General features: G+C 44.3%; 14 protein-coding genes and 3 pseudogenes. 13 read left to right on the top strand and 4 right to left on the bottom strand.

The features are described from left to right. A pseudogene (locus EAO37_RS06790) lies at positions 1 to 242 on the top strand (hypothetical protein); the annotation flags it as partial. Then, positions 239 to 1360, top strand: a complete 1122-nt coding sequence (locus tag EAO37_RS09415; protein WP_205589761.1) for a hypothetical protein — start codon at positions 239 to 241, stop codon at positions 1358 to 1360. The pseudogene EAO37_RS06790 and the gene EAO37_RS09415, both read left to right, overlap by 4 nt. A gap of 26 nt (positions 1361 to 1386) precedes the next feature. Here EAO37_RS09415 and EAO37_RS06780 read toward each other — a convergent pair whose 3' ends face one another. Further along, positions 1387 to 2154, bottom strand: a complete 768-nt coding sequence (locus EAO37_RS06780) for a tetratricopeptide repeat protein (protein WP_120952638.1) — start codon at positions 2152 to 2154, stop codon at positions 1387 to 1389. Positions 2155 to 2643: 489 nt separating this feature from the next. Between EAO37_RS06780 and EAO37_RS06770 the strand changes: the two genes are divergently transcribed. The 3 genes from EAO37_RS06770 to EAO37_RS06760 all read left to right on the top strand — a co-directional run bounded on the left by EAO37_RS06770 (position 2644) and on the right by EAO37_RS06760 (position 3825). Next, on the top strand, positions 2644 to 3081 hold the full coding sequence (locus EAO37_RS06770) for an SEL1-like repeat protein (protein ID WP_120952631.1): 438 nt from the start codon (positions 2644 to 2646) through the stop codon (positions 3079 to 3081). Between the two features lie 111 nt (positions 3082 to 3192). Beyond that, positions 3193 to 3393, top strand: a complete 201-nt coding sequence (locus EAO37_RS06765) for a hypothetical protein (protein WP_162982987.1) — start codon at positions 3193 to 3195, stop codon at positions 3391 to 3393. Positions 3394 to 3420: 27 nt separating this feature from the next. Beyond that, positions 3421 to 3825 (top strand): hypothetical protein, encoded by a 405-nt coding sequence (locus EAO37_RS06760; protein WP_120952625.1) that lies wholly within the window; start codon positions 3421 to 3423, stop codon positions 3823 to 3825. A 290-nt stretch (positions 3826 to 4115) separates the two neighbouring features. Here the strand turns inward: EAO37_RS06760 and EAO37_RS06750 are convergent. After that, a pseudogene (locus tag EAO37_RS06750) lies at positions 4116 to 5279 on the bottom strand (DUF87 domain-containing protein); the annotation flags it as partial. A gap of 273 nt (positions 5280 to 5552) precedes the next feature. Here EAO37_RS06750 and EAO37_RS06745 point away from each other — a divergent pair. The 3 genes from EAO37_RS06745 to nadE are packed head-to-tail and all read left to right on the top strand — an operon-like array spanning position 5553 to position 7367. Further along, complete coding sequence (locus tag EAO37_RS06745; RefSeq protein ID WP_120952619.1) at positions 5553 to 6086, top strand: hypothetical protein; 534 nt, start codon at positions 5553 to 5555, stop codon at positions 6084 to 6086. Between the two features lie 36 nt (positions 6087 to 6122). Continuing rightward, positions 6123 to 6611 carry a hypothetical protein gene (locus EAO37_RS06740; protein ID WP_120952616.1) on the top strand — a complete coding sequence of 163 codons (489 nt, stop codon included), beginning with the start codon at positions 6123 to 6125 and terminating at the stop codon, positions 6609 to 6611. Next, entirely contained in the window at positions 6612 to 7367 is a 756-nt protein-coding gene (gene nadE / locus EAO37_RS06735; RefSeq protein WP_120952613.1) for an NAD(+) synthase, read from the top strand. On the opposite strand, the gene EAO37_RS06730 is transcribed toward nadE, so the two are convergent. Both EAO37_RS06730 and EAO37_RS06725 read right to left on the bottom strand, forming a co-directional pair. Next, the gene (locus EAO37_RS06730; RefSeq protein ID WP_235853074.1) at positions 7364 to 7606 is read right to left on the bottom strand and encodes a hypothetical protein; all 243 of its coding nucleotides are present in this window, start codon (positions 7604 to 7606) and stop codon (positions 7364 to 7366) included. The genes nadE and EAO37_RS06730 overlap by 4 nt on opposite strands. Before the next feature lie 24 nt (positions 7607 to 7630). Further along, the gene (locus tag EAO37_RS06725) at positions 7631 to 7915 is read right to left on the bottom strand and encodes a hypothetical protein (protein WP_120952650.1); all 285 of its coding nucleotides are present in this window, start codon (positions 7913 to 7915) and stop codon (positions 7631 to 7633) included. 68 nt (positions 7916 to 7983) lie between these two features. On the opposite strand from EAO37_RS06725, the gene EAO37_RS06720 reads away from it, so the two are divergent. The 5 genes and pseudogenes from EAO37_RS06720 to EAO37_RS06700 all read left to right on the top strand — a co-directional run bounded on the left by EAO37_RS06720 (position 7984) and on the right by EAO37_RS06700 (position 13355). After that, complete coding sequence (locus EAO37_RS06720) at positions 7984 to 9219, top strand: cation:proton antiporter (RefSeq protein WP_120945739.1); 1236 nt, start codon at positions 7984 to 7986, stop codon at positions 9217 to 9219. A gap of 56 nt (positions 9220 to 9275) precedes the next feature. Next, positions 9276 to 11065 (top strand): annotated as a pseudogene (locus EAO37_RS06715) (M3 family oligoendopeptidase). Further along, on the top strand, positions 11062 to 11532 hold the full coding sequence (locus EAO37_RS06710; protein ID WP_235853072.1) for a hypothetical protein: 471 nt from the start codon (positions 11062 to 11064) through the stop codon (positions 11530 to 11532). Before EAO37_RS06715 ends, EAO37_RS06710 begins: the two are co-directional and overlap by 4 nt. Then, the gene (locus tag EAO37_RS06705) at positions 11529 to 13028 is read left to right on the top strand and encodes a DUF5644 domain-containing protein (protein ID WP_120952610.1); all 1500 of its coding nucleotides are present in this window, start codon (positions 11529 to 11531) and stop codon (positions 13026 to 13028) included. Before EAO37_RS06710 ends, EAO37_RS06705 begins: the two co-directional genes overlap by 4 nt. 9 nt (positions 13029 to 13037) lie before the next feature. After that, on the top strand, positions 13038 to 13355 hold the full coding sequence (locus EAO37_RS06700) for a hypothetical protein (RefSeq protein ID WP_120945733.1): 318 nt from the start codon (positions 13038 to 13040) through the stop codon (positions 13353 to 13355).

Here is a 13355-nt window from a genome sequence, read left to right as displayed (position 1 = left end):
AAGTCTGTTTGTATCCCTCTTATTTAGATTCTAAATTTTTAAACCTCTGCTTAAAGAGTTTCCAAAACCCTAGCAAAGCCCTAATCTTGCGCATGCAAAAAAAGCTCAAAGAAGAACGCTTGATTGCCCTAGATCACATCCCTTGTCTATACCGCAATACACACCAACAAGTCCAAGTCTTTAAGTCTAGTAATGCGCTATGCTTGGCGTTGCAAAAACATTTAGAGAAGGAGTTTAAATGATTCGCCTGCTTTTTGTCATCTGCTTGGTGATGGTTGGTCTGCAATCTAAGCCCCATGCCACAAAATACCCCTCTTTGCTCCAAGCCATCAGCAAAATCCAAAACCTCGCGGTGAAGATCGATCGGAGATGCCAAGATCCTAATGAGGGAATTTATCGGTGTGATTATTTCTACCAATTTGCCCCCACACTTGAAAAACTAGGCATGGCTTTTGTCAACCAAATCCCCCTCTTGCAAGCTCTCAAACCCCACAATAAAACAGAAGCGCGCTTGATTGATCAGATTAAGGAGATTGAAATGCTCCATCTCTATTTGTTGATCTATGGGTCTATCAGCCAAAAAATCCCCCCCTCCCAAGTGCTCCAAGATTTTTTAGCCATTTTAAAATTTAGCTACGCCCCCTTGATTGAGGCGCATCAACAAGGTTTGGATTTAAACGCCTATGCTAAAGTCCTAGCCACCACGCCTATATCCCTCTCAAAAGTTGTCAATGATGACATGCAAATCCATATTTATGATTACTATGAAAAGGGCATTTGGGATAAGCACGACAAAGAGAAAACCCCTATCCCTAAGATCGTGCAAAATTACGAGCTAGCCGCGCACGCTTGTATCCTTACTGAAGAGGATTGCTGGGAAGAAGTGATCGGATATGCGCAATGGGATTTTGCCTTTAATCTTGTCGTTTGGAAGTTTGAAGCACCTGTTGGTTTAGACATCAATAAGGTTTATCCATTTGCTTATGACCATCTTGTGCGCCGTATTTATAGCTTTTTTTACCATCTCATGGATTACTTCCCCAAAATCAAAGATTACCCCTCCTGCCCTACCTATAATCCCCGCCCTCCTCTTGAGCTAGAAGCTTCCAGCCTTAAAAAACGCCCCTCTCTTTGTCTAGCCCCCCAATACCTTAGCCCCAAAACACAACAAACTTGTTTGCGCCTCTTTGAAGAAAACACCTACGACACAGACGCGCTTAAAAGCTATATCCAAGATTTACGCTTGATCAATATAGATGATAAGCCTTGCTTCTTTTTAGACGCACAAGATAAAATCCAAACCTTTAAGTCTAAAAACGCGCTATGTGTGGCGTTGCAAAGAATAAAATTTTTATGGTGATGACAACTCTTTTGGGGCTTAAAGGACTATTTATTATCTAATGGAGGTTTATGTTGCTTTAATTTCTGAGCATTATCACAGCCTCTCTGGTCGCCTTTTTCACAAGCCTTTTGGAAGCATTCTAGAGCCTTATTGGGCTCGTGTGTATCATAGTAATACAATCTCCCCAAATACCAATAACCATCTAAATCGCCCAAGTCAGCCGCTTTTTGGTAATACGCGATGGCTTTAGTCAAGTTTTTAGGGAAATATATTCCATCAGCATACATGCGTCCCAACTCCACATAAGCTCCTACTTTTTGATAGTATTCTACGCATTTAGGATAATCTTTAGGAATCTCATCTCCACTACAATACATCTGTCCCAAAAGATAATAACCCTCATCATTCCCCATATCCCCCGCTTTTTTAAAATACTGCGCGGCTTTCCAGTCATCTTTAGGAGCGTGCTCGCCATAGCCATAACGCGTTCTATACAGACTCCCCAAGAACAAATAACCCTTAGTATTCCCCATAGCCCCTGCTTTTTCAAAGTATGCTATGGCTTTAGGATAATCCTCCTTTACACCTAGAGGCTCGCTATACATGAACCCCAAACCCACATAACCCCTAGAATCACCCATATCCGCTAGTTTTTGATAGTATTTAAAAGCCTTTTGATCGTCAAAGTCGTAATCAAGGGCTTTCTTTGCGATTAAGTAGTATTGATCTGCCTCTTTATTCGCATGCACACTCCCCAAGCAACACAAACTGATTAAGGCTAGTCTGAGGATGTTTTTAATGGCATTTATCATTTTTATTCCTTAATTTATTGCCCTTCAATGAAGAAGACATGATAAAGCAAAGAAACTTTGCAACCCTTAATGCTAGAAGTGCCAAATGCCATATTGTGGGGCTTAGACTTGTGGAATCCAACGGGTATTGCAATATAATAGCTGTAATAGACTTGCTCAATAAGGGGCATACTTTTAGACTGGAGTCGTTTTGTTGTTAGGAGTGTAAGATGAAAAAGGCAACGGCGTTTTGCTTGAGGTTGGGCTTAGTTCTCATGCCCTTTGTAACTTTATTTGTGTGTGGTGTGGTGGGCGCGTGGCTGGCTAAGGCTTATCATTCGTGTTTAGCAGTGTTTAGTAAAATAATTCTAGGCTATTTGTCTTTTCTGTCTATTTTTCAGATTTACAAACACACGCGCTGGTCTTTTGGCTGTGCATTGAGTGGGTTTTTTAATGGCTTGGTGGTTAGGGATTTTAAAGCCGTCTTGTTAAGGCTAATAAGGAGATTTCTTGGATAAGAGCAATTGGCGCTTTGTTTTAGTGCTAGGAGGGCTATGCTTGGGTGGGGTTTTGGTGTGGTGGATTTTACACTTTTCAAAGAGAGAGGTAGCCGATCCGCATTCCTCTTATGACTATTCTATGGCTATAGAGGCTTATAAGAAAAAAGACTACACCAAAGCTTTGCAATACTTCCAAAAAGCAGTGCAGATGGGGGATGCCGCTGGTTATTACGGCTTAGGGCACATGTACCAACAAGGACAGGGCACCCCTATAAACTACGAAAAATCTATACAAAACTACCAAAACTATGTTAGAGCTTTGGCGCACTTTCAAAGGGCTTGCGATGTGGGGGTAGAGACAAGCTGCGCTGCAGCTAAGAGACTAAGAGATATAGGTAGAAGACTAGAAAAGTTAGACCCAGATTGGCCTTGGCCAAAATCAAGATAGCTTCTAAAACAGGCATGTATGTATGAGTGATAACGATGATGCATAAACTCAAAGCGTTTTGTTTGGGGTTGGGGTTAGCTCTTATGCCCTTTATCACTTTATTGATGTGTGGTGTGGTGGGGGCAGGGTTGGCTAAACCATGCTATTTTCTTTTGGTGCTGTTTAAGTGTGGTGCTCTTAGGGGGGTCTTTTTTGCCCCTTGTTAAGATTTATCAATCTAGCGCGCCTAGCAGAGTTTGGGCGTGGCGTTGTGCCATTAGCGGGGTTTTTAATGCTCTAGCTGTGGCGGCTTGGTATGCCTTATTTATCTAAGCCTTGCACACTATGTAAGGATTCATGTTGGAAAATTTTCTCTTGTTCTTGGGGATAGTGTTGATAACCCTTATCATTTTGTTTGTGCGTGATAGGTTGGATTTGGAGCGTTGCAAGCAGATCGATCGCCTAGGGAGGTTTTTATTAAGATTTGTATTTGGACTTTCGCTGGTCATGGCACCTTTTTTGACGCTTTATGTGTGCGCTAAAGTAGGGGCTGAATTAGCTTATTATGGGCATGAGATTTTAGCACTTTTGAGCGCGCCCCTTTGTAGTTTGCCATTCTTTGGGTCGATTTATGGGGTTTATGAGGAAACAAAACCTAGTCGGATTTGGAAGGTGGCTTGTTTGGCAATCGCTGGGCTTAATGGGGTGATTTTAATAGGAGGCATGGGTCTTGCTGCATATATTTTCTTTGGTGCGCATGATTAAGGTTATTGTTCCAGTTTGCTATGCTAAACCTCTAAAGCATTCTGCCATTCTCTCAAATTCTAGGCGTTGTTCTAAAAGCTCAGGCATTAAGACTTCTAGTTGAGATAGTGGTACATGCACATGGCGATTTTCTCATTTCATGGAATTTGTCTGAACAGCCGTGTAGCAAGGCAAAAATGCCCAAGAATAAGAGTGTGAGGGCTAGATTCAACAGGGTGATAGAGAGATACTTTCTCCATTTACTTTTCTTATCCACGCACATACACCTCCCGCCAATTTTCCCCATATTACTTGATCAAGCGGTTGATATGTGCCACACTACTGGCATTAGAGCTAAAGATGGGCAGGTATTTACCCAAAGTAGCCAAGCTCACATCCACCACATTAGAAGTGCTATCATTCATATTTTTAACAAGGATTTGATGGCTAGAGGTATTAGTGTTCTCTAAGAAATTGCGTTCAATATCGCTGAGTTTGATGCCAAATTTTTCTTTGAGCTTGTCTGTATCAATGTTTTTTTGCGGATAAAAGATGAGTGTGCCCATATTTTTAATAAAGCTACCTGCATTTTTCACTTCATCTAATTGGTGGATGTCTTGCAAGGCTAAAACAATCACCCCATTAGCCTTTCTAGCCTGCGTGATGATGAGATTAATTTTTTCATTCATCAGCGCATTTTGGGCATAGGATTTAAACTCATCAATGAAACAGAAGAAACCTCTATCTAACCGCAAAGCCCTACGGATTAACTTGTAAAAGATATAATAGGCTAGCGAACCTGCATCTTTTTGGTTGTTAATCACAGAGTCCATATTAATGGTGGTGATACGGGTTTTAAACTCCAAACAATCCTCTCTAGCGTTGAAAATGGGATTATTCAAATAGGGCATTAAGGTTTCTTGGATTTGTCCTGAACGCGTCTTAATGAAAGTGTTGGTAAATTCCTCTAAAGTGTAAGGCTCATAAATGCCCTGCTTTGCTTTGTCTTGGTGTTCTTGATACATGCTCTCAATCGCCTTGAGCACGGCATTCTGATCTTCTGTGATTTCTTTGTCTCTCCTATTGGTGGTTTCAATGCCCAGCATATAGGTGTAGAAACTCCACAAAAAAGAAACATTTTCTTTAGAATTTTCTAAGGTTAAAGGATTGATAAAAAACTCCTCATCATTGTTATACACGCTCCCAAAGTATTTGGTAAAAGAATACAGCCCATTGAGTCTATCTAAGGCTAAAATGTCTAAATTGGAGTATTTCAAGGCACTCATCATCAAATAGCTCATCAAGGTCGTCTTGCCCGCCCCTGTTGCTCCGATGACCATAGTGTGTCCATTCACTCTAGCCACATTATGGGCTAACACCCCCTTGTATTGCACCTCTTGGTTGTGGAAATTGAATAAATAGGGGGGGCGATCTAAGTTTTTAAACACACTCAAGGGCATATCCCCCCAAGAATGTGGCAAAGCAACATGGTTTCAAGGAGGATTTAGAAATTCTAATTGTGTGGATGAATTTAAAAGCGCGCTAAAATTTTTACCACTCTTTGAAATCATCTAGGTGTTCTCAACAGATGGTTTAGTGTTTTTGTGGAAAGAGTTTGGAAAGTGGCATTTATGTGGCATTAGGAGATTTAGGTTAGAGTGCCAAGCGATCGCAAAGATATGTGATCGCTCCTTTGCTCGGGTGTTTTGGCACGGACACCCTAAAATTAAGCTAGGGGGTGTTGGTTTATGTGTGTTGGAGTCCATAAACAAATCGTCTTCATAAAAGCGGTGTTTTGGGTAGTGGCACTTACATCTGTTTTGTGCGCCCTGGATTCAACCCAAATCAAAGAATGTTATAAAGACTTGGGCAAGGAGTGCGGGTTATGGACAAAGGGCTTTGATCAAATTGAGCAAATTGTGATTCATCCGGTGAAAATAGAGCTCACCCAAGAACAAATTAAAGCGGAGCAGGGAAGCGAAGAGATTAAGGGGTGTTTAGCATGGCACTTTACCCCAAAGAGTTTAAAAAAGTTTTTTAGAAGAAGTGAAACCTATCCAATCTCACCCCGTCATGACTATGACGATTTGATTTGCCACATCAAGGGGAGTTTTATGCTAGAGGGGCAAAAATACACCTTTGACATTAATGGGGGTGGGTATTTTGAAATTTACGACTCCAAGGGCAAGGTTTATTACTTGGGTTGTAGCTCTTATCGTTATACAGACTCTGGGGATATTGTTCCTAATCCCAAATGCGCTAAGTTTTTACCGGATTTTTAAATGCACGCTTTAATTGCAATATTTATCCAAGGGGCTTTGGCAAGTTCTCTTGCATTAGCCCTAGATTCAGCTCGAGTTAAAGAATGTTATCATGTTTTGGGGGAGGACTGCGGGCTATGGACAAAGAGTTTTGATCAAATTCAAAAGATTGTGATTCACCCGGTGAAAGTAGGACACAACGAGCAAGACAGAAAAGAAATCATCGCTAGAGAGGGAGAAGAATTTGCCAAGCGGTGTTTGGCATGGCACTTTACCCCTAAGAGTTTAAAAGAGTTTTTTACAAGAAGTGAAACCTATGAGGGCTCACCCTATATAGACTACGAGCAATTCCCTTGCTACATCACGGGGAGTTTTGTCTTAGAGGGACAAAAATACACCTTTGAGCTCGATGGAGGTGGGAGTTTCACTATCCAAGATCGCAAGGGCAAGGTTTATTACTTGGGTTGTAGTCCCCTATTGTATGGTGCAGCCTCTGGAGACACCACCCCCAATCCCAAATGCGCTAAATTTTTACCGGAGTTTTAGATGAAAAACACCCTAGATCAACTCCTCTTGTTTTTGCAAACCCAAAGCACACAAAGGGGCTTTGATCGTTTTTTAGTGGGGATGAGTGGGGGGGTGGATAGCGCGTTGGTGGGGGTGTTGTGCCAAAGAGTTTTACCCACCCATGCGCTTTTAATGCCTGCTATGCATGCTTCTAGCGCAACAGAGGACGCGATTTGTCTTTGTGAGTGCTTTAATATCCCCTACACACAACGCCCCATCGCGCCCTATGAGGCATTATTTAAAGAGCAAAACCCCGATGTGAGTTTGGGGCGTGTGGGCAATTTCTGTGCGCGCATGCGCATGAGCTTACTCTATGATTTTTCTATGGAGATCGGGGCGTTAGTAGTGGGCACGAGCAATAAGAGTGAGATCATGCTAGGTTATGGCACGCTGTTTGGGGATTTGGCATGGCTGCTTAACCCTATTGCCCACCTATTTAAAAGCCAAGTCTATGCCCTAGCTAAAAGCCTAGACATCCCGGCAAATATTCTAAGCAAACCCCCCAGCGCGGATCTTTATAGTGGTCAAAGCGATGAGACAGATTTGGGCTTTGCTTATGCGCAAATTGATCCGCTCTTGCAAGAAATCAGCGCGCGCTGGGATAACCCGGCACACATTGACACCAACGCGCTCTGTGATCTAGGTTTTGCGCCTAACTTAGTAGCTAGTATTGTAAGCAGGGTGCAAAAAAACGCCTTTAAAAGCCAGCCTCCTGCTTGTCCTTTGCCCTTTTAGTCTTGCTGGTAAGTCTTCAAGCGTTCTTGGACCACATAGAGTTGGTATTGCAGGTAATTGAGCACTAAGTCCAACTTGGTGGGTAAGTCCTTGATTTGGTGCGCTCTAAGCCCTTCAAACAAAAGCAAAGTCTTTTGCTCCAAATCCCTTAAAAAAGCCTGTTCTTCTTGGGGGGGATGTTCAAAGGAGGGGGGCTGGGGACTGGGGGGGGGTCTTGGTTTCTTTTTGACCAATCTCATCTAGAGTTTGAGAAACAATACTTCTTAGTTCCATTGCATTAACCATTGTTCGATCGCGCGCAACTGCGCGGGTTGTTCGGCTTGGATGAATAATTTCTGCATCTTTTGCATTTCAAAGCGTTGCAAGGGGGCGTATTGCCGGAATTGGGCACGCGCGTCGGAAGGGCTGGGGGAAGCCAAGCGCTTACACCCCTGCAGAGCCTCTTTGTTGTGGGGGTCTCTTTCTAACACACTCTTGTAAACTTCTAAGGCTTGGGATTTCAACCCTTGTAATTCATAAACGCTAGCTAAAGCGATTGTCTTTTCCACGCACACTCTCCCTGTTTGTCGGTTTATTATATAATGCGAGTTTTTAAGCATTGCTTTAATGGATCGTTATGGAAATACATGCGCTTTACATGGTTGTTGCAGGATTGGGTTTGAGTGTGGTTAGCGGTCTCTTACTCAAACGCTTGGATATGCCCATTATCATCGGTTATATTTTAACAGGGCTGGTGATTGTAGCCATCTTCCACATTGAAGATTTTGAATCCCTCTCTGAAATCGCGGATTTTGGGATCGTTTTTTTGATGTTTATGATTGGTTTAGAATTCAATTTTGACAAACTCAAGACCATGAAACAAGAGGTGCTGGTTTTTGGGGGGTTACAGGTGGTGGTAACTTCCTTGTTTTTCATGGTCTTTGGTTACTATGTCATGGGGTCTTCTTGGGGGTTTTCTCTGGTGGTGAGCATGGGTTTTTCGCTTTCCTCAACGGCTATTGTGCTGAAGTTCTTTGAGGAGAGTAAACAGCTTGGGAGCGCGATGGGTAAAATCGTGGTGGGGATTTTGATCTTCCAAGACATCGCGGCTATTCCTATGCTATTAATTCTCATGCTCATGGGCGATGCGAGCGCGAATTTCGTTACACTCCTAGTTAAAACCGCGATCTCGGCGAGTATTATCTTATTGATCCTACTGCTACCGGGCAAACAGGTTGCCACAAAAGTGCTCAACCTAGCTGCTGAGAGCCGTTTGCCCGAATTATTCATGGCGACTATTTTGTTGATTGTCTTTGGGGCAGCGAGTCTAAGCCATCTCTTTGGTTTTTCTATGTCTTTGGGGGCGTTTGTGGCAGGCATGGCGATCTCCAAATCGCGCTATCGAGTTAGAGTGCAGGACGAATTTGCCCCCTTGAAAAATATCTTCCTAGGGCTGTTCTTTGTAACCGTGGGGATGCAAATCAACTTGCCATTCTTGTTTGAAAATTTCTTTGCAGTGGTGTTGCTATTGAGCATGACAATGTCTTTGAAGATCGCCTTGCTGTATTTCTTGTTACGCTTCTTTAAGGACACCAAAACCTCCATTAAAACCGCGCTATCTTTAGCCCAGATCGGAGAATTTGCCCTAGTGGTGTTTTTGACAGCTAGCAAGCAACATGTGTTAAATCTCAAAAAGCACGAGGGTTTTTTAGCCTTCTTGAATCAAAAGGGGATCATCCATGTCGTGCCCCAAGACATCCAGCAATTCTTGGTGTTGATGATCATCTTTTCCATGCTGGCTACACCTTTTATACTCAAATACCTAGATCCCCTAGCTAATTTCATTTTCCACAAGGAAACGCCCAAAAATTAGCCCAAGTGTGATAAATCATGCTAGAATAGCTCTAAACCACCCAAAAAGGAGTGTTAATGAGTTCTACAAAAGTGAGCAAAAAGCCCCCCACTCAAGACCCCAAAGCCCCTAGCGCGCTAGAACACCGCTGGGATTTGGGCGCGTTGTTTAAGGATTTAGACGACCTAGACAAGCACATCGCTAATCTAGACAAGAAGGTCAAAGCCTATGAGAAAAAATATGCCAACGCCTTTAGCCAGTTGGAAGCAGGCGGTTTCAAAAAGGCGATGGAAGATTATGAGGAACTTAGCGAAGGCATTTCTAGGGCGATGGCTTATGTGTCCTTGATCTTTGCTAGTAACACGGACAAGAGCGATCTGTATTCTAAGTACGAATTGCTGTGCAATGATCTAGGACAGCATCTCTTGTTTGTGGACAATGAATTCTGCGCGCTGGATAGCCAAAAGCAAGAGGAGTTGATCCAAGCCACCCCCAAGTACGCCTACATGTTGCGCCTACTCTTGAAACAAAAAGCCCATATTTTGAGCTTGCCCGAAGAGAAGGTGTTGCTAGCTACCTCCAGCGTGGGCGTGGACGCGTTCTCTAATCTCTTTGACAAAGCCCTCACCGCGTTGAAAATCCCTTTCCAAGACAAGCTTGTCAGTGAAGAGGAGATCCTCTCAGAGTTGCACAACCCCGATCGCAAATTGCGCAAAAAAGCCCAAAAAGCCCTGACAAAAGCCTTGAAGAAAAACGAGCTAGTGCTCACCTATGTGCTCAACATGGTGCGCAAAGACCTATACATCGGCAATAAGCTGCGCCACTATGAAACTCCCGAGAGTTTCGCCATCTCTCTAACCAAATCTCTCAAGCCAGCGTGGACAGCATGCTAGAGATCGTCAATGATCATTACGCCCTAGTGCATCGTTACTACAAACTCAAGGCTAAAATGCTAGGTTACAAGCTCAAGGATTACGATCGCTACGCTCCTTTGGACACCAAGGAAAACCCGGTAACCTACCAAGAAGCCCTTAATCAGGTGCTAAAAGCCTACAGAAACTTCTCTCCCAAGTTTGCCAATATTATAGAAAATGGCATCGCGCATGGTTGGGTGGATTCGCACCCTAGGAGTGGCAAGCAGGGCGGGGCTTTTAGCGCTAGCACCGTGCCTAGCGCGCACCCCTTTGTGTTACTCAACTTCACCAACAACCGCCGTTCTGTCTTCACCATCGCCCATGAGTTTGGGCATATGATCCATCAAGAATTGAGCAAAGAGGTGGGCTACTTCAACACCAACACCCCTCTAACCACTTCTGAAACCGCGTCCGTCTTTGGAGAAATGCTCTTGTTTGAGAGTCTGAAACAGAATTTGGACAAAAAAGAGCTCAAGGACATTTATGCGGGCAAGTTAGAAGACATGTTTTCGACCATGTTTAGGCAGGTGGTGATGACCAATTTTGAACGCCGTATCCACGCCACACAGGAGGAACTCAAGGCTCAGGATTTCGATGCCATGTGGCAGGAGGAAAACGCCAAGATGTTTGGCAAAAGCGTTAAACTCACCAAGAATTACGCGCGCTGGTGGAGCTATATCCCCCATTTTATCCACTCACCCTTTTATTGCTACGCCTATAGCTACGGGCAACTACTGGTGTTAGCCCTTTTTGGCTTGTATCGCCAACAGCAAACCCCCGCCGATCGCAAGGCTTTTGTGGAAACTTACACCAACTTTTTGAGCAAGGGGGGAAGCCAGAGCCCTGAGGAGCTAGTGGGCATGTTTGGGCTAGACATTCAAGACAAGGAATTTTGGAAAATTGGCATGGGCGAGGTGGAAAAAATGCTTGGCGAATTTGAGGCGTTGCTTTGAGAGATTTAGCAGCCCTTTACAACGCGATGGCTAACCAGCACTGCCTAGATCATCTCTATTTTCTGCATAGCCACCGTGTGAATTTCAGCGTGTTTTGCGATCTCTCTAAAGTGCGCTTTGAACCGCTATTGCCTAACGATCTCTTTGAGAGCTTTGGTTCTTTTGTGCTGTTCGTGCTGGCCGGCTACACCTTTGAAAGCTTAAAAATTCGGCGCTTGCGCCAAGAGATCAGCTTTGAAGCGGGTTTGGGCGATAATATTGAAACCACGGTGCATATCGCTTTAGAGGGCATTGTGCAGATCATCACCAAGGATAAAAACGATGCCAATGTGGTGCTTTTCAATCGATCGGACGCGCCCAGTATTTTTGGCGATGGGGGGCAAACCCAAATCCAAGATTCCAAAAATGCCTTTTTAGCCGATCCTAGAAACCAACAGGCATTAGAGCTTTTACAAGGCAAAAAATGAGTGTGTTGCGCTTGCACATCAAGGTTTTTAGATTTGATGCCCTCAAGGACTACAACCCCTCCTACCAATTAGCCCAAGTAGAGTACACCCCTAGTTGGCGTTTAAGCGATGTGCTAGCGCATATCCCCTTGCAGGATTTTAGCTACGATCGCGCGCATTTGGGCGTGCGCCTCAACCAGGTGGCAGTCTTTGAAGACGCGTTAGTCCCGGATTTGATCGCGCAGTTTGGCAGGGAGTGGGTGCTTGAGCCCTTGAGCTTGAAATACGCCCGTCATGATCTACGCATGGACGAACAGGCGATCTTAAGAGATTACCAACGCTTCTTACACAGCGCGCCCTTCCTCACCCAAGAGGAACGCGAGGAATTAGCCAGATACACCAATATCAACTTTATCCAGCCCCATTACCCAGAGGGTTACTATGGCGATGGCTTTTTTTTGTATGTCAAATGGCTCATAGGGCGTTACCCGCACCGCGCTAAAACCCTACTGCAAAGTATCGCCGATGCCAAATACGGGGTGATGGGTTTTGTGAGTCCCAAACCCTATCTCTACCCGCCCAGCGATCGCATCGAAGAGGAAATCTACGATCTGCAAAAATGGCTAATCCAAGCTTCTAATTGCCCCATTGCCAATAATACATGGGCACGCTTGGGTAAGGATTTGCAGGCTAAATACCAATTTAAAACCCCGCATCTCTGTCAAGATCAAGGGGATTTTTTGCTCTTTAATGGTTACGAGAAAGCCTACAATAGCGCGCCTTTATTGCAGAGCGCAAAAGCCTTACTAACCCGTTTAAATTTACGCGTGCTGGAGGCAGAGTGTTGTTTTGATGGGGGGTATTGGGGGCGTTTGGGGGATTTGGAGCAATTTTTAAGCGCGAACGCCTATAACTTAGCCCTAGCCCAAAAAATGGGTGTGCCCTTACTCTTATGCGATCACGATGCCTACACTAACGCGCTTTACGCCAAAGAACTCTTAGAAGATGAGGCACTCAAGGAGAAAGTGAATCAGAACCTAGCCCCCTATGGCTTGGAATACCAGCAGGCTAATTTAGTCTATCTAAACGCCTATTTGCTAGAGAATACCCCCACCCCCACCAACCTATTTACAGAGTTTTCTAGTGTGCTCTTTGCCCCAGATTGTGGCGATTATGGCGCGATCTTTAAAACGCTCAAGTTAACTTACCACGCCCCCCTCTTTGCTAAACAAAGCCTTACGCACCTATTAGACACCAACGCCTCTTTAGCCTTAGAACGCTTTGGGGCGTTGCGCTATGAAGCCATTGATTTGGGCGCGGATTTCTTGCTCACCACCTCCTTAAGCCAATTTCACATGCTAGATACCATGGCTAAAAAGGCTTCTAAGGCGCATAGTCGCGATCATGACAGCACCAGTGTGCTGTTTTTGGCGCAGTTAGTTTTGCTGGGTATGGGCGAGCTTGATCCCCAAATCTTAGGGCTACACACCCACCAACAGCCCTTTGTTTTCTTGTAAGGGGGCGCGTTGCAATTAGGGCTTAAGATTCTCTTTGCGGCCGCGCTGGGTATGGGTTGGTATGGTATCAATGGCGAGGAATCCGCTGAATTCTCCTTACTCATTTTCCTATTCGTCCTAGTCTTGTTATTACTCAAGCCCATCACTTTCCAATCGCCCGAAAAGCGCGAGGATTATATCCAGCAACTCCAACGCAATATCGAACGCAAGCGCGAACTCAAAAACAAAGAGCGCGCCGAGAAAAAGCGCATTTCTCAAGCGGCAGTCGATCGCGACTACAAAGAACAGCGCGAGAAACACAATCGATCGGACAATAAATTCTTTTAA

The sequence above is a fragment of the Helicobacter sp. L8 genome (assembly GCF_003660355.1).
Classification (GTDB): Bacteria; Campylobacterota; Campylobacteria; order Campylobacterales; family Helicobacteraceae; genus Helicobacter; species Helicobacter labacensis.
This window is presented reverse-complemented; position numbering and strand designations above follow the sequence as displayed.

Bases quoted from the DNA above. Each gene is read 5' to 3' on its own strand.
- EAO37_RS09415 (WP_205589761.1), top strand. From the start codon at position 239: ATGATTCGCCTGCTTTTTGTCATCTGCTTGGTGATGGTTGGTCTGCAA.
- EAO37_RS06780 (WP_120952638.1), bottom strand. From the start codon at position 2,154: ATGATAAATGCCATTAAAAACATCCTCAGACTAGCCTTAATCAGTTTG.
- EAO37_RS06745 (WP_120952619.1), top strand. From the start codon at position 5,553: ATGTGTGTTGGAGTCCATAAACAAATCGTCTTCATAAAAGCGGTGTTT.
- nadE (WP_120952613.1), top strand. From the start codon at position 6,612: ATGAAAAACACCCTAGATCAACTCCTCTTGTTTTTGCAAACCCAAAGC.
- EAO37_RS06730 (WP_235853074.1), bottom strand. From the start codon at position 7,606: ATGAGATTGGTCAAAAAGAAACCAAGACCCCCCCCCAGTCCCCAGCCC.
- EAO37_RS06720 (WP_120945739.1), top strand. From the start codon at position 7,984: ATGGAAATACATGCGCTTTACATGGTTGTTGCAGGATTGGGTTTGAGT.
- EAO37_RS06705 (WP_120952610.1), top strand. From the start codon at position 11,529: ATGAGTGTGTTGCGCTTGCACATCAAGGTTTTTAGATTTGATGCCCTC.